This window comes from Paenibacillus sp. CF384 (genome assembly GCF_900106745.1).
Taxonomy (GTDB): Bacteria; Bacillota; Bacilli; order Paenibacillales; family Paenibacillaceae; genus Paenibacillus_Z.
Genome location: NZ_FNNV01000001.1, coordinates 525,769 through 550,223 on the forward strand (window position 1 = coordinate 525,769; position 24,455 = coordinate 550,223).

The 24,455-nt window shown below is 52.4% G+C and carries 17 protein-coding genes and 1 pseudogene; 4 read left to right on the forward strand and 14 right to left on the reverse strand.

Going from position 1 to position 24,455, the window contains the following annotated elements; all coding sequences use genetic code 11:
• Positions 1-122 precede the first annotated feature (122 nt).
• On the forward strand, positions 123-2,381 hold the full coding sequence (locus tag BLW29_RS02405; RefSeq protein ID WP_090975840.1) for a helix-turn-helix domain-containing protein: 2,259 nt from the start codon (positions 123-125) through the stop codon (positions 2,379-2,381).
• A gap of 17 nt (positions 2,382-2,398) precedes the next feature.
• On the opposite strand, the gene BLW29_RS02410 is transcribed toward BLW29_RS02405, so the two are convergent.
• The 6 genes and pseudogenes from BLW29_RS02410 to BLW29_RS02435 form a co-directional block, all read right to left on the reverse strand.
• Complete coding sequence (locus BLW29_RS02410) at positions 2,399-3,355, reverse strand: PLP-dependent cysteine synthase family protein (protein ID WP_090975842.1); 957 nt, start codon at positions 3,353-3,355, stop codon at positions 2,399-2,401.
• A 1,220-nt stretch (positions 3,356-4,575) separates the two neighbouring features.
• A pseudogene (locus BLW29_RS32070) lies at positions 4,576-5,343 on the reverse strand (alpha/beta hydrolase family protein); the annotation flags it as partial.
• 84 nt (positions 5,344-5,427) lie between these two features.
• Positions 5,428-7,065, reverse strand: coding sequence for an extracellular solute-binding protein (locus tag BLW29_RS02420; RefSeq protein ID WP_177186451.1), 1,638 nt, complete (start codon positions 7,063-7,065; stop codon positions 5,428-5,430).
• 68 nt (positions 7,066-7,133) lie between these two features.
• Positions 7,134-8,021, reverse strand: a complete 888-nt coding sequence (locus tag BLW29_RS02425; RefSeq protein ID WP_090975848.1) for a carbohydrate ABC transporter permease — start codon at positions 8,019-8,021, stop codon at positions 7,134-7,136.
• A gap of 23 nt (positions 8,022-8,044) precedes the next feature.
• Positions 8,045-8,971, reverse strand: a complete 927-nt coding sequence (locus BLW29_RS02430) for an ABC transporter permease (protein ID WP_090977045.1) — start codon at positions 8,969-8,971, stop codon at positions 8,045-8,047.
• A 72-nt stretch (positions 8,972-9,043) separates the two neighbouring features.
• Positions 9,044-9,847 carry a sugar phosphate isomerase/epimerase family protein gene (locus BLW29_RS02435; protein ID WP_090975850.1) on the reverse strand — a complete coding sequence of 268 codons (804 nt, stop codon included), beginning with the start codon at positions 9,845-9,847 and terminating at the stop codon, positions 9,044-9,046.
• Between the two features lie 258 nt (positions 9,848-10,105).
• On the opposite strand from BLW29_RS02435, the gene BLW29_RS02440 reads away from it, so the two are divergent.
• Genes BLW29_RS02440 through BLW29_RS02450 form a run of 3 tightly spaced genes read left to right on the forward strand, consistent with a single transcriptional unit; the run spans position 10,106 to position 13,811 of the window.
• On the forward strand, positions 10,106-11,872 hold the full coding sequence (locus BLW29_RS02440; protein WP_090975852.1) for a DUF4091 domain-containing protein: 1,767 nt from the start codon (positions 10,106-10,108) through the stop codon (positions 11,870-11,872).
• Between the two features lie 35 nt (positions 11,873-11,907).
• Positions 11,908-12,855, forward strand: a complete 948-nt coding sequence (locus tag BLW29_RS02445) for a carbohydrate kinase family protein (RefSeq protein WP_090975853.1) — start codon at positions 11,908-11,910, stop codon at positions 12,853-12,855.
• The gene (locus BLW29_RS02450; protein WP_090975855.1) at positions 12,852-13,811 is read left to right on the forward strand and encodes a 1-phosphofructokinase family hexose kinase; all 960 of its coding nucleotides are present in this window, start codon (positions 12,852-12,854) and stop codon (positions 13,809-13,811) included. The genes BLW29_RS02445 and BLW29_RS02450 overlap by 4 nt, the downstream gene beginning before the upstream one ends.
• Before the next feature lie 1,072 nt (positions 13,812-14,883).
• On the opposite strand, the gene BLW29_RS02460 is transcribed toward BLW29_RS02450, so the two are convergent.
• From BLW29_RS02460 to BLW29_RS02495, 8 genes are all read right to left on the reverse strand, one after another.
• The gene (locus BLW29_RS02460) at positions 14,884-15,894 is read right to left on the reverse strand and encodes a zinc-dependent alcohol dehydrogenase (RefSeq protein ID WP_177186452.1); all 1,011 of its coding nucleotides are present in this window, start codon (positions 15,892-15,894) and stop codon (positions 14,884-14,886) included.
• Complete coding sequence (locus BLW29_RS02465; RefSeq protein WP_177186453.1) at positions 15,891-16,913, reverse strand: ROK family protein; 1,023 nt, start codon at positions 16,911-16,913, stop codon at positions 15,891-15,893. The genes BLW29_RS02460 and BLW29_RS02465 overlap by 4 nt, the downstream gene beginning before the upstream one ends.
• Positions 16,906-18,078, reverse strand: coding sequence for an N-acetylglucosamine-6-phosphate deacetylase (gene nagA / locus BLW29_RS02470; protein WP_090975863.1), 1,173 nt, complete (start codon positions 18,076-18,078; stop codon positions 16,906-16,908). The genes BLW29_RS02465 and nagA overlap by 8 nt, the downstream gene beginning before the upstream one ends.
• An 18-nt stretch (positions 18,079-18,096) precedes the next feature.
• Complete coding sequence (locus BLW29_RS02475; protein ID WP_177186454.1) at positions 18,097-18,894, reverse strand: creatininase family protein; 798 nt, start codon at positions 18,892-18,894, stop codon at positions 18,097-18,099.
• A gap of 18 nt (positions 18,895-18,912) precedes the next feature.
• Positions 18,913-19,734 carry a sugar phosphate isomerase/epimerase family protein gene (locus BLW29_RS02480; RefSeq protein ID WP_090975867.1) on the reverse strand — a complete coding sequence of 274 codons (822 nt, stop codon included), beginning with the start codon at positions 19,732-19,734 and terminating at the stop codon, positions 18,913-18,915.
• Positions 19,735-19,748: 14 nt separating this feature from the next.
• Positions 19,749-20,912: a dihydrodipicolinate synthase family protein gene (locus BLW29_RS02485; RefSeq protein ID WP_090977047.1), complete on the reverse strand. Its 1,164-nt coding sequence runs from the start codon at positions 20,910-20,912 to the stop codon at positions 19,749-19,751.
• Positions 20,913-20,936: 24 nt separating this feature from the next.
• Entirely contained in the window at positions 20,937-22,091 is a 1,155-nt protein-coding gene (locus BLW29_RS02490) for a Gfo/Idh/MocA family protein (RefSeq protein ID WP_090975868.1), read from the reverse strand.
• 80 nt (positions 22,092-22,171) lie between these two features.
• Entirely contained in the window at positions 22,172-24,289 is a 2,118-nt protein-coding gene (locus BLW29_RS02495; RefSeq protein WP_090975870.1) for a right-handed parallel beta-helix repeat-containing protein, read from the reverse strand.
• Positions 24,290-24,455: the final 166 nt, after the last annotated feature.

The window sequence follows — 24,455 nt, forward strand, 5'->3', positions numbered from 1 at the left end:
ATTTACAATACCTAGAAATTCAGTGAAGTTATGAAAATAAGACCATTGTTCAAACCGCTTTCTTTCTTTAATATAAGAGAAACAGGCTTGAAAACAGACCATGACGGGAGAGGGTTGTTTTCATGAAAATAATCGGTAGGCTGCTGCGGTTCCCCTACATACGTACGAAGTCCCCTTCTCTGTTCTTCTGGCTGCTCATCAGCTACATGACGATTGTGATCCTGCTCGTATCTTTCATTCTCTATTCCGTATTTTTCTACAGGGGCACGATAAAGGAAGAAGTCATCGCCTATAATAACGTGAACCTGAACAATACCATGGAGAATTATGAAGCCAAATTCCAACTCATCGAGAACGCCGCTCTATCCTTCTCGCTCAATGATCACATTGCTGCGCTCGACAAACCCAAATTCGATTATGCTGCAGGCAGCAAGCTGATGAACGAAATTCAAATCTACCTCGCAAACCAATCGCTATTCTTGGAGAACATGATCGTCTACTTCAAGAAAAGCAACGTCGCCATCGAGAAAACACGCGGCGCTGACGCAGACGTCATGTTCAAGCGCTATTATGTGAGCAAGACCTATGGCTATGAGTTCTGGCAATCGCAATTCGATAACCATTACGTGACTCGCATCTTACCCAACGACGTATTCTCTGAGCTTGAATACAATGCCAAACGAACCAGTGAACGCAAGCTGATTCCAATCATCATTAAGAACCAAACCAACCCCTCTGTTTATATCATCGCATTAGCCGACGCCCAGAAAATGTACAAAGCCTTTCATCAATCCATTACCAACGATTTCTACATCCTAGACGACGCGCAGCGCTCATTCTTCACGACCGTCAATAATCAACAACTGCAGTTTCCCGCATTAGAAGGCAGTCACGGTTATGTGAAGAAGGATTCCAACTATTACTTTTACAAAAAAGGCGAGCTAACCGGACTCACCTATATCAACGTAATCCCGGATGACAGCATCGTATCGCAGATGAAATGGAATATAACGTTCGTTATGCTGCTCGTGCTTTCTATCTTATTTAGTATGCTGGTGTCCTTCCTGTTCAGCATGCGATTTAACCGTCCGGTCAAGCAGCTCGTGCAATCGATCCAGCAGCTTACAACCGGCTTCCATTCGCAGAAGCACAGCGGAATCAAGGAATTTGCCTTCATACAGGAGCGAGTCAGACATCTGCTCGATTCTAACTTTGACATCAGCCAGAACTTAGAGGAGAAGAACTCCCTTCTTCGTCACTATGCTTACATCAATCAACTGAAGAACATACGGAACAACACCAGCTTCTTAAAGGATCTCATCCAGAATAACCAGCCTTACCGAGTCGTGCTGTTCAAGCTGACCTTCAGACCGCAGCTGCTGGAGGAAATCGATGATGACGAGGAACGTGCAACCTTATTCATACGCGCCTATATCGATAAAATCTTAACGGAACGCTATCCCGATTCCCTCACGCTGCAGCTCGAAAGCGATCAGCTGTTATCGGTCATCTATTCTGACCAAGCCGAGCATACGCTCGCCGAGACGCTGGATGGGTTTCGTATCGTGCTCGATCTGGACCGCGCTTACTGTTTCTCGACTATGGCTGTGAGCAAGCGTTATGAACACGCCGACGATTTCAATCTTTCTTTTGAACAGACCAAATCCCTGCTCCTTCATCGTAAATTCAATGATCGGAATCAAGTGCTGTGGGCGGAGACGGATTCAAGGCTGGTAAACTATTTTCTAATGTCGGCACAAGAGGAAGAGATCACTGCAAGCTTGAATAACGGCAACGAATCGCAGCTTGTTCAGTTTATGAAACGCGAAATTGCCGGATTACGGAAGAAAGAAGCGACTGAGCATGAGGTCAAAGCATTCATAAACATCGTGGTGGAGAGAACGAAACGTGCTTACAACGTAAATCATCTGGATACGGAGCTGCTTCAAAGCTTGCAAACCAGCTTGCAGCACAGCCATACATTCGAAGAATTAGAGCAGTTATTTGAGGAATGGCTGCCTTCCATTACCAATCTCATCAAGAGCAAGAAGGAGAAGAAGGATCACATTACGAGCTTCGTTTTCGATTATTTGGAGAATCATTATGCGCATGATATTACGCTCGATATGATGGCCGATAAGCTCAACATCACAAGAAGCTATCTCTCTACCTATTTCAAGGAGAAAACAGGTACCTATTTCGTGGATTACGTCAACTTGATTCGAGTGAGCCGGGCGAAAGAGCTGCTGTCCCGTTCGGACGTGAAGATTCAGGACGCCGCCGCCCGGGTCGGCTACCAGAACATTAACTCGTTCAATCGGATGTTCAAGAAGTTCACAGGCGTCACGCCAAGTGAGTTTCGCAAGGTGGAACGCGTTTGATTCACGCTATCCCACGTTCATTCGAACAAGTCCGTACTTAAATACTTTAAACCCGAGTCGTTGATCGTAAGCGCGATTCGAGCGCCGCGTTCCCTTTCTTGCAGAAGCTGCAAGGCAGCGGCGATATTAGCACCGGAGGAGAAACCTGCGAAGATCCCTTCCTTCTTAGCCAGTTCTCTGGCAGCGGCAATCGCATCCTCATCTGTAACAGTCAAGTAATCGGTCACTAGTTCCCGATTCAATAACGGCAGATCCATGCTGTATCCGCCGCCTTGGATACGGTGATTAGGATTCAACATCGCTCTTTCTGCAAGGTACGGCGCTTGATCAGGTTCAACCAAGTAACATCGGATCGACGGCTTATAACGTTTAAGCGCCTTTGCGCAGCCTGCGAAAGTACCGCCACTTCCGGCGAAATCGACGAACACATCGATTTCGCCTTTTGTTTGTTCCCACATTTCAGCAGCGGTATGGTATTCGTGAGCATGCGTATTTCCGAGTCGTTCAAATTGATCCGCTCGAAAAGCATCTTTCTCCCTTACGATTCTTCGTGCTTCCGCCTCTACGAGGGCTAGACTCTCACCTGAAACTTGCCCCGGTGCTGAATCTGGCGCCTGGTCCACTAATACAACCTCAGCGCCAAGCGCCATCATCATGCGAGCGCGTTCGTAGGAATTACCTCGTGACATGACCGCGATGAATGGATACCCCTTGACCGCACATACGATAGCAAGTCCCGTGCCCGTATTGCCGCTGGTTAGCTCGACGACCGTCTGCCCAGGCTGCAGGCTGCCGTCCCGCTCGGCTTCCTCGATGATTTGCAGCGCGATTCGGTCCTTCTTGCTGAAGCCGGGGTTCAAATACTCCAGCTTCGCATAGATCGTCCCTTCGAAGCCGGCCGTCAGCCGCGATAGATGAACCATCGGCGTATTGCCGATAGCTTGATGAACACCGCTGAGCAGTTGTCCTCTCATCGCTTCGTTGTCCCTCCATGGCGTGGATTTTTCATGGGGTCTGCCCAGCTCTCGACAATGACATCCTCCTGCTGCAGCACTTGCAGTAGATCGGGGATATCGAATTGAAGCAGCAACCCCGGAACGATGATGCCAGATGCGTACCGGTGCGAATCCGCTTCCGCAAACGCCCGGAAGCTCTCCAGCAACCCTGCCGCATGAAGCCCTTGGCAATCGCCGCTCAGCACGGCAGCATAAAAGGCCGTGAGCGCATGCTCTTCTTGCCCGTACAGCGTAATCTCCGCCCGTTCAAAGCCAGCGGTTCGCTTCAAGCTGCTAATCGCGGCAAGTACGTCCGTGACCCGCATCCCTTGCAGCGATCGGCCCAGCATTCGGGCATTATAGCCGCTCGCCTTCTCCGGCTCGAACATGCCGAAGGTGCATGCAGGCTCCAAAGCTGCAGGTCCCGTTCCCCGCGGATGAATCGTAAGCACCGCATCATATCCGGCCTCGCGGGCTTGCTCAAGTCCCTGCTCGCCGCTCATACCGCCTACCGCAAGGTAAACGCGAGCTATCTCCGTCCGGTCCGTGAAGAGGTGCACGGAACCTATAAGCGGCATGCCTTCTTCGGACTCGAAGGCAACCGCCCCAGTCTCGTCGATGGCTAACGGCTCGGATTTCATCGTACTGTCAGCCGGCAGCTGCAACAGCTCTCTCAGCTGTTCGCGAACCTCTGGCAGCTGCAGATGTCGCTCATTAGGAAGCTGAAGAAGCCTCTCCCTAATCATTCTCAGCATCGTCCCGCCGAATGAGGCTCCGCCTGAAGCATCGGCAGCTTCCAAGCACAACAAATCCGCTTCCACCGGCAGCCGCTCGTAATCTATCCCCTTCTCGGTCACGAAGTCGACTTCAAAGACGCGGCAGAAGAATCGGAGCACCTGCTCTCGCATATCATGCCAGAATCCGTGGCCTTTCATCGTGACGTGAAGCTCCAACTGCTCCTCCGCTTCGAGCAGACGGTACAGCTTCTTCGATTCAATGAACGCATCCCGCACGCCGTCGATCGGGAAGAAATCGAACATGGCGGCGCCGATCAAGTAAGGCTTAGGCGCTGCAGCCGTCACGAGATCGCTATGGTCGAGTCCACGCGCCATTATGCCGGGCAAACATTGCTCCGCATCCTGCGCCATGATCCGGTACAGCAGCGAGCGCAGCTCCGTTATGTAACAGCATGGCGCAACCGCCTTGATTCGGTCATCGTAAGCGCCCATATAAGCGGACATTGTGCCGCCGCCGGAATTGCCGGTTACGCCTATGCGTTCCGCATCCACTTCCGGCCTTGACAGCAAGTATGTCAACGCTGCGATATTGTCGCACATCATATACGCACCGAGATGCTCGCCCAGTAAGCTGAGCTTCTCGTCCAAGAAGCAGTGGGCGGCGACCGCGTCCATCCACTTCTCGCCGTCTGCGGATCCTTCCGCTTGAGGCACACGCCTCTCCCCTTGCCCGATCGGGTCGAACGTCAATACGCAGAAGCCGTTCATGACCGCTTCGACGCAGAACGAAACATAAGAACCGTAGGCTTTTCCATCATTCGCATGACCGTTAAACAGCAGCACCGCAGGCAGCGGACCGCTGCTCTGCTTCGGATAGTAGAAGCTTCCGGTTGCGAAGAGCCCTGGAACCGTTTCGATACAGACCTTGTCAATGAAGTAACTGCCTCGATCCAGCGTGCCCGTAACCGTTGCGCTTTCGGCAGCTTGAGGCAGCCGACCGACGGTCGCGCGGAAAGCTTCCCGAATCTGTTGTCGATAGTCCGAAGCCCCTTCTCTATCCTTCACTTGCTGAAGCGCGGTCTTTCTGCTGACCAAATAATCCGTGTTTAACCGGTCCAAATAACGCCGGAACGGATCTTTGTGAAACCGCTCGATATTCGGATAATCGTCGATATAGGACAGCTCCCGCCTGCGATTCGCTTGTTGTTCCTGTAAGGAATATGTACGCATAGCCAGCTCCTTTCGCCTTTACATTGTCGCCACCCGGATCATAAAGAGGGAGAGAGTTTCCTCTCTCCCTCTTAGTGGGAAGGCTTATTTCCACTCGCCCGCGATCCCGTTCTCGTCAAGCAGACGATTGACATCGTCGATGATTTCCTTGCCGCCCGCGTTCAAATATTCCTGTACCATTTTATCCCAGTCGTTGATCGACTCCTGGCCGACGATCATCTTCGTCGTATGCTCGGCCACGACTTGATCCAGCTCGGATACTTTCGCGTACAGCAAGTCGGAGTGAATGCGGTTGACCGGATCCAAATACGTCTTCGTCGTCTTCAGCATATCGACCGCCGACTGCACGAACCCTTTCGTGAACGGATCCTGCAGCACCATCGCCGGCTGCGTATCTTCATCCACCGGCGCCCAGTAGCGAATGCCCAAATACGTCGTAGGCATTTCGCTGAACGCGCCGTCGATGCCGAGGGCTACGCCATTCTCCATATTGTAGCCTTTGCCTAAGCCACCGTATTGCCAGTCATATTCCGGATTTTGATCATTGCGTTGATCGACCGGAATGAACGTCATGAAGTAGTTGATCATTTCTAGAATGCGATCGATTTTTGCCGGATCGTCCGCCAGCTTCGCGTTCAAGCTGTGCAGCTCGTAATAGCCCGGCAAGCCCATGAACCCTTGTTGGCCGTCTTCCTGCGCAAACGGAGGAATGACCGCGAGTTCTGCTGTCGGATTCGTTTCTTTCAGCGTTTTGAAGCGCGTTTCGGAAATATCGTAAGGCTGCTCGTAGAAGATCCCGACTTTGCCGGCGAAGAAATCTTTGCGCACGTCAGCCGACTTCGTAACGGCCCAGTCCTTGCTGATCGCGCCTTCTTTGTACAGATCGTTCAAGAGCGTAACCTGCTTCTTGAAGCCTTCGGAGATATTGCCCGGAATCAGCTGGCCGCTCTCGTTCTTGTTGTACCAGCCGCTGTCCCACGCCGCGCCCATCCATGCGCCGTAAACGATGGACTTGGCGAGGCCTAGGCCGAGCGTATCGTTCTTGCCGTTCTTGTCCGGATCGTTCTTCGCGAAAGCGATCGCCACTTTCTTCAGTTCATCGTAGGTGGTCGGCATCGTCAGACCGAGATTGTTCAGCCAGTCTTGGCGGATGATCGGCTTCTTGCCGTATTTGGAAGGGAAATAATTCGGAATCGCGTAAATCTTGCCGTCGACCGTTACGGCATCCCAGACGTTCTTAGGGATGTTCTTGATCGCATCGTATTTGTCGATATAATCGTTCAGCGGAAGGAACGCGCCTTGCTTCGACCATTTGACGAAGTTGGCATCCACGCCTTCCATCCCGATAATATCAGGCAGGTCGCCGGCCGCCATGACGACTGGCAGCTTGTTCGCATATTCGTCATACGGCACGAATTGCGATTTCAGATCGATGCTGAACTTCTCGTTGATCATCTTGGCGCCGTTGCCGTTCGGATCCGGAAGCGGGCTGGCCCAGGTGCCTTGAATGGTGCTGATCTCGAAATTTTTCTTCTCTGCAGCAGGCTGGTTCGTTGACGCAGGCTCATTCTCGGTTGTCGTCGTAGCCGGCGTGTTGCTGGAATCGGTCTGTTCAGCGGTATTTGCAGGTTTGTTCGCATTGTCGTTTGAGCCGCTGCATCCGGTTAGCCCGGTAATGATACTTACGGCTGCGAGCAGCGTCACGAGCTTTTTCGTTGTCATGTGTAAGCCCCTCCCTAGTATCCCTCTTAATGGTATGCCGAATCTGGACGCCATTACAATCCTGCTTTTTAACCTTTCACCGAGCCCAGCATCACCCCCTTGGCAAAATGCTTTTGCAGAAACGGATACACGATCAGAATCGGAACCGTAGCCAAAATGATAGCAGCCATGCCGATCGTCTCCGGCGGCGGCAAGTGCGCGGATCTCGCGGCTTCGCGAGCGGCGCTAGCAAGGGTGTTGGCAGCGTCGTCGAGAATGACGATTTGCCGCAAGATGACCTGCACGGTCCACTTTGACGGATCGTTCAAATACAAGATAGCCGTGAAGTAGGTGTTCCATTGACCGACTGCATAGAATAAACCGAAGGCGGCGAGCGCCGGTTTGGACAGCGGAAGAATGATACGCGTATAGATTTGCCAATCGTTCGCGCCGTCGATGACGGCGGCTTCGTTCAGCTCCTCCGGAATGCTCATGAAGAATTGACGCATGATGATTAAGTTAAACGAGCTGATCGCGTCCGGGATGATGAGCGACCAGTAGGAATCAATGAGTCCCGTCGCTTTGACGATCAAATACGTCGGGATCATGCCTGCGCCAAAGATGAAGGTGAACAAGACAAGAAACATATAGAACCGTTGTCCCCACAGCTTTCTGGTCAACGCGAAAGCCATCGTGGACGTGAGGAGCAGGCTCACGATCGAGCCGACGATCGTTATGTACACCGTTACGCCGATCGACCGAATAAATTCTTTGGAGTCGAAGATGAACCGGTATGCATCGAGCACCCAATGTTTCGGGAACAGCAGCAGATCGGTATTCATGAACTCCTCGTAGGAAGAGAACGAAACCGCGGTAATGTAATAGAACGGAAATATCATCACTAACGACAGCAGCACCAGCAGCAATAAATTGATGCCATCGGTTATGCGGTCCGACATCGTTCGCTTGATCGGCATGGCTCGCCAGCTCCTCCCTTAGTTTAAAATACGCCGTCTTCGCCGAACTTCTTGGCAATTTTATTGGCCGCCAGAATAAGGATCAGTCCGATAAGCCCTTTAAACAATCCGACCGCCGTACCAAAGCTGAAATCCGACTGCTGGATGCCTTTGAAATAGACGAAAGTATCCAGCACGTTTCCGACGTCCATCGTGAATGGATTCAGCATGAGGAAGATTTGCGTAAAACCGGAATCCAGCACGCCGCCGAGCCGCAAAATTAACAGAATGACGATCGTGCCTCGAATGGCCGGTAGTGTAATATGCCATAGCTGACGCCATCTGCTCGCGCCATCCACAATCGCCGCTTCGTACAAGGTCGGATTAACCCCGGCCAGAGCAGCTAGGAAAATAATCGTACCCCAGCCCGCTTCCTTCCAGATGACCTCGAGCACGATGAGTGGCATAAACCAACCCGGCTGCTGCAGAAACGGAATCGCCTCCATGCCGAAGGCCATGCTCAATCCCTTATTGACGATCCCTTCCGTCTTCAGGAAAATCGTCACGATGCCCACGACGACGACCCAAGACAGGAAGTGAGGCAAATAGACGACGGATTGAATGAGCCGCTTTACCCTTTGGTTCTTCACTTCATTCAGCATCAAAGCGAGTACAATCGGCACAGGGAACGCAAAGGCGATTTGCAGAAAAGAAAGCAAGAGCGTGTTCCACAGCACTCGGATCACTTCCGCATCCTCGAAGATGCGTTTAAAATGCTTCAGCCCCACCCATTCGCTATCGATAAAGCCTTTAAACGGGCTGTAATCCTCGAACGCGATAATGTTGCCTAACATCGGGACATACCGGAACCAGATGAAGAACAAGAGCCCCGGCAGCAAGAGCAGAAATCCGTAGCGCTCTCGGAATAGACGGGAGGCAAGCGACTTTGTCGGCGCCTTCTGGCTCTTCATTACTGTTGTGCTGGCTTCCACGGACGTTGTAGCCATGCTGCTTCTACCTCCCTGCTTCGATTTCGATCAAATCTATTGTTTCATATAACGGATGAATTGCGGGAATGCGATTTCCGGTTCTTCAATCTCCGGAACCCACCGTTTCTCCCACTCGAAGGACAGCCAGCCGTCGTATCCTTTGTCAGCAAGGAGCCGAACACATTCGCGAATAGGTACGTCGCCTTCGCCAGCGAGCGTAATTTGACTGTGCATGTCCGAGCCTTTTGTATCTTTGATATGCGTATGCTTAATGTAGCGTCCTAATCGTTCATAGGTGACGTCCAGCGCTTCCCCGTCTCCGTACTTATAAGGATTGTTTATGTCCCAGAGCACACCGAGCGCGCTGCTGTCCACTTGATTGATCACTTCCAGCAAAGTGCGGGAATCCGAGAAATCGCCGTGCGTTTCGATTAAGACGTAGACTCCCCTGCCTTCCGCATGGCGGCAAACCGCCTGCCAGCCTTTGGCAACCTGCGCAATCGTTGCTTCGCGGGCGTCTTTGTTCGGAATCGCATCCCCGAATACCCGGATGTAAGGGACGCCCAGCTTGACGGCCAAATCCACGGCTGCTTTTCCTTCTTCAATAGAAGCTTCGAGCTTCGGCGAATCGTGAAAGACGCAGGACGTATCCAAGCAAATGATTTTCAGGCCGAGCTCTTCTAATTGGTTCATGGACTCCTCGATATTTGCCGGCAGAAACGGCGTACATTTATGAAGCGCCATTTCCGTTTCGATACCGCGGACTTCAATGCCGTCGAATCCAAGCTCGGATGCTTCTTTCAAAATCTTCTCCCAGCTCCAAGTCGGACAGCCCAGCGTGGAAAATGCCAATTTCATCGACTAGCCTCCCATTCGTTTCGCCATCTTCTCGCTTTCGCTGATTTCAATGTAACGGACGCAGGATACCTATGAAAACTGCTGCTTTTTTCACTAGTTCATTTATTTTGTGCTCGTCTTAAAATTCGTGAAGAACTTAAAAAAGCGACTAGTAAAGATACGGTAAATTCGTGAACCATGCGAAATTCCTACAGTTTCCCATTGTCATTGGAAGGCGCACAATGAGGATAGCGGTTATATAGAAGGAGTTGTTCCGATATGGTGCTTTCAGTGTGGGCCGTGAATGACGGCGAGAAGGTATTGAAGGAAGATTTGGCCAATCCGAATAAGAACGGAAACAGCGTTTGGGATGGCAGCACGATTCGTTTGTTCGGGGCAAGGAACGAGACGGTCGCGTTCCAGGTTATCGTAGAAGCAGACAGCACAGAGGTGACCGGCCTCTATGTCGAGATGTCCGAGCTTGTGCATTCGGAGCACGGGGAATGCAGAATCGACAATGCCGCTTTGCTAGATGAAGATCCCTCCAACTACGTTGGACGGCGTATCGAAGTGTTCACGCAGCATTATTTATACGTTTCCCCCGATCTCGGAACGGCGCCTCAATGGTTCTATGCGGAATCCGCTCCGCCGCTTCATCGCTCAGGCTGGATTCCGGATGCACTTATTCCAGCAGATGCCAAGCCGCGGCTTGGCGGTCAACCCGTGCACATGTCGCCCCGCTCCAACCAAGGCTTCTGGATCGATGTGTATGTTCCCCGGGAGGCGTCGTTGAAGCCGGGGATCTACCTTGGCGCGGTGACCGTGCGATGCGGCGATGAGCTGGTCGCGAAGCTGCCGGTCGAGCTGCAGCTCTTTGATTTTGCGCTGCCGGACGAGAATCACTCGGTCACTTTCGTCTATGCGAACGAAATTGACGAATATTTCCCGGATACACCAGACATTCGGGATCGGCTTCGCAGAATGGCGCATCGGCACCGGTTCGACTTGGTCGGCTCGGATGTCCATAACCAACGTTTTGACGTCGATAAGCTAGAGCAATATGCACCTTACCTCGATGGATCCTTCTTTGCGCGAGAAAATGGCTATGAGGGGCCCGGCGAACAGGTCGGTGAAGGTGTTTTTCCGATCGGGATGTATGGTGCTAAGGTGCTCGGAACTGAGCCGGCGGAAATTCAGCGCGAAGCGGACAAGTGGGTGGATTATTTCGAAGGCATGAATTGGCCAGGTGTTTATTTCTGTTATTTGATTGATGAGCCCCTTCCGGCTAAATACGATTGGATTCGTGAGCGCGCAAAGATTATACACGACTCCGAAGGCTCAGGAAGCAAGCTTCCTCTACTAACGACACGCAAATTCACGCCTGAAATTGAGGATGCCATCGACATTTGGTGCGCGCATACCGTGGATCCGAATTCCGCTCAACATTGTGCAGAAACCGGCGATAAACTGTGGTTCTACAATGGCTATCGCCCTTATCACGGGTCGATCATTCTTGAAGCTGAGGCAGTCGATATGCGCGTGAATGCTTGGCTGCGCTGGCGTTATGGCATTGAAGGGTATTTCATCTGGCATGGCACGCACTGGCGTCATAATCATCAAGGACCGCGCGGTCGCTGGAATCAGAATGTGTTTCAGTATCCGGTTACGTTCATGTATGTCTCGAACAACGAATCCGCCTATTACGGCGAAGACGGTGTCCATTTCGGCAATGGCGACGGGCTATTATTCTATCCCGGACGTGATCCGTTCTTCCGCGAGCAGGATCGGGGGATTAACGGGCCGATTAGCTCCATTCGGATGAAGAATCTCCGTAGAGGGATCCAGGATTACGAATATTTGTGGCTGGTCTCGCAGCACGGCAGCCGTGCAGAGGCGGACGCGATCGCCAAGGAAGCTGTTCCCACTGGCATGCATGAGACAATTGCAGATGGGCAAGCTTCGTGGTCGTCATGCGGGAGTGATTGGGACAGCTACAGGAGGCAAGCGGCTGAACTGATCGTTGCTTCGGCGATAGAGACGAAATGAGATGGAATCAGATGAGATGAAATGAGGTCTTGCACATGTCCGTTAATTCAAAGAAAGTCGTTGTCATTGGTGAATTGAATGTGGATTTGATCTTCGCTGATTCCGATATTCAACCTGAACCGAATCGGGAGAAGTTAATACGGGATTTTCGACTTGCGTTAGGTTCCTCTTCTGCTATAACAGCTGCTGGCTTGGCTGGACTGGGTATGGATGTAACATTTGTTTCCATTGTTGGCGCGGACGAGTTTGGCCGATTCTGCGTTAAAGAATTAGAGCGGCTTGGCGTTGACGTTACGCATGTCGTAATGGACAGCAATGTGCGTACAGGGGTCACGCTTTCCCTATCAGATGGCAGCGATCGTGCACTGCTCACTTATATGGGGGCAATTGGCGCTGTTACTCCGGCGATTATTCCAGATGGACTGCTTCGCGAGGCTGCACATGTACATTTCGGATCGTATTACCTGCAAGAGCAGATGAGGCCGCATTGGCTTGAGGTGTTCAAGCAGGCCAAGGCGAATGGCCTCACGACTTCTTTCGATTCCGGATGGGATCCGTCAGAGAGCTGGGATCGCGAGCGGATACGCTCACTGCTTGCTTTAACCGATTGGTTCATTCCCAGTGAAGAAGAAGCGATGCGGATTTTTGAAGCGGATACGATAGTAGGATTACCGGATTGCTTACCGGAATCTCGTGGAACTGTCGTGGTGAAATGCGGCAGTAAAGGCTCCATGGCCGTGTTCCTTGACGGGCTTGTTGAATTTGCTCCCTCCTATTCAGTGAATCCGGTTGATACGACAGGAGCCGGCGACTCGTTTAATGCCGGATTTATTACGGCCAAGCTCGAAGGCAAATCCGATTCCGAGGCGCTATCATTCGCGAATGCTTGCGGTGCACTATCGACGCTTGCGATTGGCGGTGCCGGTACGGTTTCCCGTGAAGGTTTATTGAAGCTTTGGCCGGAAGGGTCGAAGGCGATATGACAGGGGCTTGGACTGGATCTTCTTCGATCGTCTGTGCGTCATTAAATACGGCGATTGATAAACAGCTCGTCCTCCCTGCTTTTCATCTCGGGGAGGTGAATCGGGTATCGCAAGTCGATGCAACTGCAGGAGGTAAAGGTCTGAATGTTGCGCGTGTGGCGAAGTCAATCGGCGCTCCGGTCTTGGCGACCGGATTCGCCGGGGGCAGCAATGGCTCATGGATTATGAACAAATTGCAGGAGATTGGGCTTGAGCAGCAGATGGTCTCCATTGAGCAAGAATCCCGCATCTGTTTGAATATTATTGATGAGGGCGGTCGTCGTTCGACCGAGTTATTGGAACCCGGACCGAACATATCAGTGGAGGAGAAAGATCGTTTTATTGCGTTATGGCGCAGCTTGTGCGTGCCAGGGCGGTGGCTGACATTGTCAGGCAGTTTGCCGCGCGGACTTGGTGACCGTTTCTATGCCGATCTGATTACGGAAGCTAAACTTGCGGGAGCCCATGTAGTGCTGGATACGAGCGGAACACCGCTGGAGTTAGGCGCTCGAAGCGGTCCCCATACGGTGAAGCCTAACGAGGATGAATTTCGCCAGTGGTCTGGCTCCGACCCTCGTGATTATAAAGCCGTTCGCCGAATGGCAGCGCGGCTCGGCGAATATGGCGTTCAGACCTTGATTGTTTCGCTAGGTGCTGACGGTTGCCTTGCCGCAACACCGGACGGTCGGCTGTGGCTGGGCTTGCCTCCGATCATTGAGCCTATTAATACGGTGGGATGCGGCGATTCCTTTGTCGCCGGCTGGACAGTCGCATGCGCACGCGGCCTGGACATCGCGGCGGCTTTGCAGTTCGCAGTCGCCGTCGGCACCGCCAATGCGATGACTCCCGGCACCGGGCAAGTGAACTTGGCGAATGTTGAGGAGCTGCTTCCACGAGTGAAGGTTACAAGCCATTAAATGCTGGTGGCACATCCTCATTAGAAGAGAGAGTTGCTCTCAGAGCAACTCTCTCTTCATTTCTACCACTTTGCCGCATTTGTGTTGCCCCCTGGACCACACTTCCCACGAATCTACCACTTTTCCGTCAATGTGTTGCCCTCAGGACCACTCATCCGACGATCCGCCACCTTCTCACCAATGTGTAGCTCCCAGGACTACACATCCCACGAATCTACCACTTTTCCGCCAATGTGTTGCCCCCAGGACCACACTTCAGACGATTCCACCACTCTTCCGCCAAAGTGTTGCCTCCAGGACCACACTTCAGACGGTTCCACCACTCTTCCGCCAATGTGTTGCCTCCAGGACCACACTTCCGACGATTCAACCACTTTTCCGCCGATGTGTTGCTCCCAGGACCACTCATCCGATGAATCTACCACTTTTCCGCCAATGTGTTGCCCCCTGGACCACTCTTCCCACGAATCTACCTCTTTTCCGCCAATGTGTTGCCCCCTGGACCACTCTTCCCACGAATCTACCACTTTTCCGCCGATGTGTTGCCTCCAGGACCACACTTCCGACGATTCAACCACTTTTCCGCCGATGTGTTGCTCCCAGGACCACTCTTTCCACCAATGTAGCCACCTTGGTTAGCTTCTTTTGCGATTTCCCACCACTTTCCACCAATGTAGCCTTCTACGTGTGCTTCTTTTGCGATTGCCCCCTACTTTCCCACCAATGTAACCCTCTACGTACGCTTCTTTTGCCATTTCCCCCACTTTTCCACCAATGTAGCCACCTACGTTAGCTTCTTTTGCGATTTACTCCACTTTTCCACCAATGTAGCCACCTACGTTAGCTTCTTTTGCGATTTACTCCACTTTTCCACCAATGTAGCCACTTAGGTTAGCTTCTTTTGCGATTTCTCCCACTTTTGCACCAATGTAGCCACCTACGTTCGCTTCTTTTGCGATTTGCTCCACTTTTCCGCTCAATTGTCGGCGAAGTTAAGCTGCCCATCAACGCACTCTAAAAAAAGAAACCTCCGCTTCCATCAAAGAAGCGAACGTTTCCCATGACAAACTTATCAATCGTTCCAGTCCAATAGAACTCCCAGCGCCTGATCCTTGCTATTCAACAAAAGCTCATAACCCTGCTTTGCCTGTGAACTCGGCAGCTGATGCGTGATGAATGGCTCCACGATCAGATCGCCGGTTTCGATAAGCTGCAACATTTCGCGATAGAGCGCACCAGACGATGGGAGACCGTCGATATCTTTTATTGAGGCATGTGCCCCGATCAAGCTGACGCCTTTGCGGTGGATATGGTCGTATACGTTCATAGTGACCAAGCCGCGCGTCGATCCTAGCAATATGACCTGTCCGTGCACCCTGCACAATTCGAGCGCCGAGTTCACCAGTGCCGGAACTCCGGTTGCCTCTACGACGATATCTGGGTCTTTGCCGCCTGTAAACTGATGAATCGCTTCCCGAAGATCCGGCCCCGATTGCACAACATGCTGCACATTCGTTCTTCGAGCTAATTCAAGTCGTTCTGCTACTACATCGACCCCGATAGGAATAGCCCCATGCCCCGCATACAGCTGTGCCGCTAAATTACCGACCAGCCCCATGCCAAGGACAGCTACATAATCCCCTTCTCTAATTCGTGACTGAAGTACAGAAGTCATCGAAATTTCAGCAATTCTGGCAAACAAGGCAAGCTTGAGATCCACGCCGTCTGATAGCTTTACGATCTCTTCATCCGTAGCTCCAAACACACCATAACTCGCATGATGTCCCGCTGTAAAAACATGATCGCCGACCTCGAACCCACTCCGGCTACCTGCGACAACTACTTCCCCCACAGCAGCATATCCCGGATAAAACGGAAATTTCGCGAAGCGATTCCGCGGATTATCGATATCGATATGAGTGCCCGTATACAGCGCAAGCTCGGTCCCGGGACTGATTAAGCTATACGTGGTTTTGACCACGACCTGATCCTCATCCACTGCCGCAAGATCAAGTTCCTCTTCTTCATATTCAAGCGCATATGGGCGGGGAAACACCAGCTTCGTAACACCTATTTGAGTCATGTCTCGCATTCCTTCCTTTCTGCACGGTAATGCTGCTGTGCAAACGACACGGCGCCGATTAATCCGGCGGAATCGCCTAATTTGGCCTTGAGAATTGCCGGTTTCTTCGCATTGACGTAGCGTTCATCGATTTTGTCTCTGATCGGTCCAAGCAGCAGCTCGCCAGCTTCGGCAACGCCGCCCCCAATGATGACGGCGTCCGGATTCAGTAAACAAACGGCTGTCAGCAACTTGGAGCCGAGCACCTCGCCTACGTATCGGAAGATTCCTTGTGCAACAACATCGCCTTCCGTCGCGGCAGTGTAGACATCGAACGCAGTAGGTACCTGGTTTAGTGAACGCAACGAGGTACTTACGTCATCACGTTCAACCGCCTCTCGCGCCATTCGAGAAATTCCTTTCGCGGAGACGATGCTCTCCACACAGCCCTGCCGCCCGCAAATACAAACGCCAACTGCCCCATCCACCGGATCATGTCCGATTTCCCCGGCAAAATAATCCCCGCCCATAACGATACGTCCGTCAGCAAATATAGCCGCAGCGATGCCGGTTCCCACTGTCAAGCAAAGCACATTGCGATAGCCATGCCCGGCACCTGCGATGACTTCGCCAAGCGCATAGATTCTCACATCATTGTCGATACACACAGAAACCCCCAAACGACTGCTCATCTGTTCTGCGAATGGCACGCCGAACCAGCCCAGATTAGATGCCGCCTCTGCCCTGCCACGAACAGGGTCAACGATGCCGGGAACGCCCATACCGCATAACGCCAAGCCATCCGAACAATCGGCTTCTTGCGCCAAAAGGAAGATTTCATCCCGAAGCAAATCGAAGAAAGTGGCAGGAAGATCCGTCGATTTCGGCAAATGTGGCAGCAGGGTCGGGATCGACTTCTTCTTCAGCAATTGCCGTGAATGATCGAAAATACCAATAACGGTGTTGGTGCCGCCGATATCAACACCCACATACGCTTGTTTCAACGCTACCGATCCCGCTTCAGCCGCCGCATCAGTCATCCGTCTCCCTCCGATAGACCGCTTTTCCACGAACATAGGTAGCCACGATATCCAAGTTCTGATCCAGCAAGAGGAAATCCGCATCTTTTCCCTGCTCAAGCGATCCTTTCGAGGCGACAACACCTGCTTGACGTGCGGGCACGGCTGTCATTGAAGGCAGTAGCTTTTCCAGCGGATAGCCCGTGAACCGAATCGCATTTCGCAGAGCATGAATCATAGTAAGTGAGCTCCCAGCCAAACTAGAGCCGTCCTTCAACAAGATCTGACCACCACGCATCGTAACTTCACCGTAATCTCCATCAGCTAGTCCGGCGCAGGAGACAGCATCCGTAATCATACACACCTGATCCGGGCCTTTGGTATCGAACAAGAGTTTAACTACGGCAGGATGAACATGAATGCCATCGCAAATCAGCTCCGTCGTCAGCTCTGCCAGCATCAGCCCCGCCCCGGCTAAACCAGGCTCGCGATGATGAAGCGGACTCATTCCATTAAAGTGATGCGTGGTATGGCTAAGCCCGCTGCTAACTGCCTCGCCAACCTGCTCGTAGGTTGCATTGGAATGACCTGCCGAGACGGTAATGCCAAGACTCGCCAGCTGCCTCACCGCTTCAAGTCCTCCGTTCACCTCAGGCGCCAGGGTAACCAGCTTAATCCGATGATCAGCTGCTTCGATTAACCGTTCAATCTCCAACCCATTAGGCTCACGGATATCTGCTTTACTCTGTGCCCCTCTCCTCTTCTCATCAATATAGGGCCCTTCCAGATGAATTCCGATCAGCTCTGCCCCGGAAACACCTTCTCGAATAGCAGCCGCGATATTTCGTAATGCCAATTCTATTCGTTCAAGCGGAGCAGTGGTTGTCGTCGCCAGGAACGAGGTCGTCCCGTGCGCCGCATGGAATCGACTGATTCCGTCCAACTGCTCGTATTCCCCAGTCATCACGCTGCAGCCGTTGCCACCATGGATATGAACATCTACGAATCCGGGGATGAGCAGCATGCCACTCGCATCCTGTATCACCACCTGGGATTCCACTTGCAACTCAGACCCGCCAATAGCGGCTATTTTGCCATGTTCATCTACAATAAGCCTTCCTTGCTCCACGATGCCATTAGGTGTATAAACAGTGGCGCCAACAACACATAAGGCTTGCGCTGCCATCGCTTCATCTCCTATCGCTTAAATTGAGCCAATCAGCCTGTTACGACGCTCGGTTGCAAACTTGACCAAACCAGCGACCTGCCGATTGAACCGAAGCTCGCCTTCTTCCGCTGTAGCATCCGAATACAACATCGAACCGCCGATACCTAGATGCTCCCGGGCATGCCCCAGATTCGCCGTCATATTGACTCTGTCCTTGTTCAAGTGCAGCATCATGCTCGTTTCAATGCCCGCCGCATGATCACTGGCACGACGCGGATCATCCGCATCCATGAGCAAATAATCCATCGTAAAACAGACCGGCTCCTCACCTTCAGGAGATTTGCAATGGTAGCACACTTCATCGAGTACATTTTGCTGAATGGAGGGATTGTGACCGGATACGAGCACGACGAGCTTAAAGCCCCGATTCAAGTAGTTACGGCATGCGTTAAGGAGCAGCGCGGAGAATAGTGCCGTATCGATCGCATAGAACGAACCCGGCAGCTGGTAGCCTGCAGTCGCGTCCATGCCGTAGCCAATTCCAAATCCCGCATCCCAATAAGCATCCGCTGCAAAATGAATCGTTGGCATCACGACGCCGCCTGCCTGCTTCGCCGCTTCCAAGCATAAATGCTCGGCTTTGAGCGAATCGACGCCAAGCGGATTATGTCGCCCATGCCATTCCAACGTGCCAAGCGGCTGATAGGCAACAGGGAACTGCTTCTGAATAGACAGCAGCTCCCCCGGACGTAAGTAAATCGCCCTGACTTCTTCAGGGATTGGTTCATCAGGAATTTCGCTGCGTACTTTATCCGCGTCATAATAGGTTCTCAAGAAAATGACCTCCGATCCTTACACATGCTCCAAGTAACGATTCTTGATTAAGGCAAGCGACTCATCGCCATCTAATTCCCAGATTGCCCTGTTGAAAATCTCCACCTCGATTGGGCCGTTATATCCTGCCGCTTCAACGGCTGCCCTTATGCGCCGCAGATCGATGACCCCATCCCCCATCATGCCCCGCCCCATTAACAGGTCCGGAGTCGGCACAATCCAATCGGACACATGGTAGCCGACGATTCTACCGGCGGCTCTAGCAATCTGTTCATATAAAGCCGGATCCCACCACACATGAAAGACATCGACGACAACGCCGACTTGACCAGGTCTATACCTCTCGGCGATATCGTTCGCCTGCGACAGCAGATTGATCACCGAACGCTCAGCGGCATACATCGGATGAAGCGGCTCAATGCCAAGCTTAATCCCATGGGATTCCGCATAGGGAACCAACTCGGCGATCCCTTCCTCCACCATAAGCCTAGCCGCGGCAATATCTTTATCCGGAGCCGGCCCACAGACAAGGACGAGGACATCCGTCCCGAGCTCAGCCGCTTCTTCGACCGCACGCCGATTATCCTCCATCCGCTGCCGCCGTTCTTCTGAAGTAGCTGCCGGAAACATGCCTCCTCGGCATAAACTCGAAACATGAAGTCCGGCATCACGAATCAGCCGCTTGGCTTCGGTCAATCCTGTCTGTGCTAATTTATGCCGCCACAGCGCAATCAATGGAATGTCAGCACGTACGCATGCCTCCACGGCCTCTGGCAGCGACAATCGATCTGTCGTAATTTGATTCAAGCTCAGTCGCTTGAAGGTTGTCAGTTGTTCCAAGCCCGTCACCTCCTCTACTCTATGCCAGACAGTGCCAGTACCTGCTTCATGCGATGAACTGCCAGCTCCGGCTTCGCGAGCAGTCCTGCTTGATCAGCTAACGTGAACAGCTCTGCAAGATGAAGGATAGACCTGGCACCTTCCGCGCCGCCCAGCATTCGGAAATGGGATTGATGTCCGTTCAAATACGCCATAAACACGATGCCTGTCTTATAGGCGTAGGTCGGACGCTGGAAAATATGCCGGGATAACGGAACTGTCGGATTGAACAATGCACGATACTGCGCTATATCCCCTTGATCCAGCGCATGTATTGCAGCTGCGGCTACCGGCGCAATCGCATCGAATATGCCGAGCAATGCATGGCTGTACCCCTGCTCATCGCCAAGAATCAACTCCGGATAATTGAAATCATCTCCCGTGTACATCCGAACGCCGTTTGGCAGCTTCCGCCGCATCTGCACTTCTTTATCCGCATCGAGCAGCGATATCTTAATGCCATCCACCTTATCTGGATGCGTATGGATGATGCGAAGACAGACGTCCATTGCTGCGTCAACATTGCGCTCTCCCCAATATCCGGCGAGCGCGGGATCGAACATGTCGCCAAGCCAGTGCAGAATAACCGGGCGAGACACTTGGCGCAATATCGTGCCGTACACCCGCTCGTAATCTTCCGGCGACTTCGCAGCGGCAGCCAGTGCCCGGCTTGCCATCAGAATGACTTGCCCGCCTCGACTTTCGATATATTCGCATTGTTCTTCATAGGCGCGTATAACTTCATCGATCGTAACTTGTGGTCCGGGCATCAGTTGATCGGTTCCCGCGCCGCAAGCGATTTTCCCGTTCACCGACTCCGCTTCCTTCAAGGATAGTCCGATCAGCTCTTTGGCGCGAGGCCAATCCAGCCCCATTCCCCGCTGGGCCGTGTCCATCGCTTCCGCTACGCCAAGGCCGAGCGACCACAGGTGATGGCGATATGCCATCGTAGTCTGCCAATCAATGGCTGCACCAAGCAGCGGCTCCGCTTCGGCGAACGGATCACAGACGACATGCACGGCGGAGAAGGCAATTCGCCCTTGCAATGGGACGGAAGGCGAGGCAATCGGCGCTGTTCCTGCAAGCTTGTATTCATATAACTCGCCGCCGGCGCGAGGCAATTTAATCGTTTTTCCCATCATTGTCATCGTAGTTAGCACCTCCTACAGCTGCAAAGCCGGCACGTCTACCCAGCGGCGCTCCGCCCAAGACTGCAGCCCAAGCTCCGCCATCTGCGTACCCTTCGCGCCTTCGAACAGATCCCATCGGAATGGACTCGCATCGTCAACAACATGCTTCAAGAAGAGCTCCCACTGTACCTTGAAGCCATTCTCGAACACTTGATTGTCCGGGACTTCCTGCCACTGCTGCGTGAACTGGAACGGATTGGGGATGTCCGGATTCCACACCGGCTTAGGCGTATTCACGCGATGCTGCACCTTGCAATCCCGAAGTCCGGCAACGGCACTGCCTTCCGTTCCATCTACCTGAATGGTAAGCAAGTCATCGCGATCTACGCGCACCGCCCAAGAGGAATTCGCTTGCACGACGATGCCATTCTCGAGAAGGAATGTCGCATACGCTGCATCATCGGCGGTGCAGGCATAACGTTCACCCTGCTCATCCACCCGCTGCGGGATATGCGTCGCACCAAGACACGAAATCGCTTTCACTTCCCCGAACAGATTGTCTAGCACATACCGCCAATGGGCGAACATGTCGACGATGATACCGCCGCCATCCTCCTTGCGATAATTCCACGATGGACGTTGCCCAGCCTGCCAATCTCCCTCGAATACCCAATAACCGAATTCCATCCGTACGGACAGGATCTGGCCAAAATATCCCGAATCTACGAGCCGCTTCAGCTTCAATAAGCCTGGCAGAAACAATTTATCCTGCACAACGCCGTTCTTGACGCCTGCTTCTCTCGCTAGGCGCGCTAACGCGAGGGATTGTTCAAGGCTGTCCGCCGTCGGTTTCTCGCAATAGATATGCTTGCCCGCTGCAATCGCCTGCTTAATGCTCTCCGCGCGTCGATTCGTGGTCTGCGCATCAAAGTAAATCGAATAACTCGAATCAGCCAAGCAAGCCTCCAAGTCCGTGCTCCACTTTTCAATACCGTGTTTCTGCGCTAGCGCCTGCAGCTTATGCGCTTGCCGGCCGACCAGTATCGGATCAGGCATGATCGTATCGCCATTCACTAGCTGGATACCGCCTTGGTTCCGAATGGCAAGTATGGATCGGATCAAGTGCTGGTTCGTGCCCATTCGTCCCGTAACGCCGTTCATAATAATGCCGATGGTATGGGTAGTCATTAGGTAGTACCTCCGTTAAGTAGATGTTGGTTAAAGGTGAGATGGGGCGCCGGTAATCGACGCCCCGCTTACGTAACGCGTTAATTTCCGCCGTTCTTCCCATACTCGAAAGCCCCGATATCGATTTTGTCTTTGTCCGGTCTCTTCTCGCTATTCTGATGAAGCACATATTGCTTCTCGATCAAATCATCATATTGCCCAGGCAATCCCGCTCCGGCATTAATGAGGGCAGAGCCAGCGCTGAGCTTGTAATTCTGCCCGCCAAGCGAACCGTCGATCCATCCCGGATTCGTACCTGTCAACGTGCCCATGTTCTTAGCTGGCACACGAGACGGCTCATTGAAATCGTAGAAGTAGCCTGCCGTAAACCAGTTGTTGCGCAGCTCGATCGAACCGTCATCATCCGTAATCACTAGCGGTGCCGGATTAGCGCCGGCTTGATGGAATACATTGTTACGCGCGTCCACATGTTTGCCCGGCGCATAGAACAGTACCGTCCGTTCGGTACGACCCGGATCCTTCAAGCCTGGCACGCCGTCTTGTCCATAAACACGCTGCTGTCTGTACGTCACTACCGTGTTATTGAAGAAGTTCAACGTTCCATGACGATCCGGAACCGTTACGTTATCGCCGCCGAAGTTAATGATCTCATCGTCGCCCCACGTATCGAATAAGTGATCGCGCTCGATCAGCACGTTGGCATAAACAAACGAGTTATTGTAAGTAGGATCGAATACGATGCGGGGTGAATCTTCGGCATCATCAAGCGCTATTTGCCTTCTGCCGCCATCGATCCAGTTATACCGCACAACCGTTCCAGCTCCGCGATCCTTCAAGCCATACCCTTGCGAGCCCGGCAGCAAATCGCCGTAATGATTATTCTCGTATACCGTGCCGATTGCCGCGATATAGCTGTTATGCTCGAACATTCTGCCGACGTTGCCGTTGCCATAGATGAAATTGCCTTGGATGAGCAGATTTTTCGAGGTATAGTCAATTACCGCTCCTTCCCATACATACATCGAGGATGTCCCGAATATGCCGTTTCCGTTGTCATGAATCTTATTGTTGCGGAGCGTGACGTGATCCCCATTGTCGATCCAGATCCCGGACGCATTGAATCCATAGCTGGCCAGGGCTCCGCTTGCGTTCACATACTTCTTCGAGGCATGCGCGTTAAAGACTTCGAAATTCTCGAACGTCACATACTTCGCCGGCTTGCTGTCTTTGCCAATACGGACGAGCGAGCGATTCGCATTCGGAACCGGATTCTGTGCTCTGAATACAGCGCCGTTACCGTCAATCTTCGGAAGCTCGCCATTTGGACCGGGAACACCATGTATAATGATCGGCTGCTCCTTCGTCCCTTCTGCGAAAATACCTATTTTCTCTTTGTAAGGCGTGTCGCGGTAATACACATAAACTACATCACCAGCCTTGAGCGTTTCCCATGCAAAATCATTGATGTTCTCGTAGGTTTTGCCCGGACCGATTTCGATTGTGGCCGGCGGCGCTTCATTCACGCCTGGCTGCTTCTTCGCGGAATCCGGCTCCCAATTGTCGTATTTCACACGGCTTAGATCGAATTGAAACGTCAGCTTATCCGAGTCTGCCAAGCCTGCCAGATCAATCGGCTCCTTGTAGATCATCCAAGAGGTGCCGGCGTTTCCAGCCACTGAGAATGCCACGCATTTGGAGTCGTTGACCCCGCAGTCCTTCGATTCAATCCCGTTGATGGAATAGGTGTAGTACAGATCTTCCTCGCTGGCAAAATTCTGAAAGTAAAACGGCTTATCCGCTTGATTGGAATAGATGGACGTGCTGCCGAGGTTAATCTTGTCCACGTAAACGGCGTCCTTGTCTGCCGGCCAACCACCTACTGCTTCACCATCGTCATTGAGCGAAGCCTCAGCAGGTACGAAAGCAATGCTGCCCAGCTTGCTGTCTGCTACGAGCGTTTTCAATACAGAGACAGGAAGCTTGAACGTTTGGAATCCGTCCTTCTGATCCACCTCGAACGCGAAGCTTTTCTCGGCGTCATAGACACCGGTTTCTGCATCCACGTTGAATAACGCCTTCAGCTTGAACGGCGCTGCCGCTCCGTCTGCTGAACGAACGCTGCCGATCATGATCAGCGAAACCAGCATGGAAGTCATAATCGTAATCAGTAAAGCCCTTCTGGGTAATTGATTAACCATTACTACGAACCTCCCGAAATCAATATTGGATTGTCACCTTTCCCATTGAACGTACCGTAGATTGACCTCGCACACTACAGTAGCCTTTATCAAACCTTCATCCTTCTTCGACTAGTTTAAAATCTGACCTGAATCATAAAAAAAGAGAAGAACCAGCCGGTTCTCC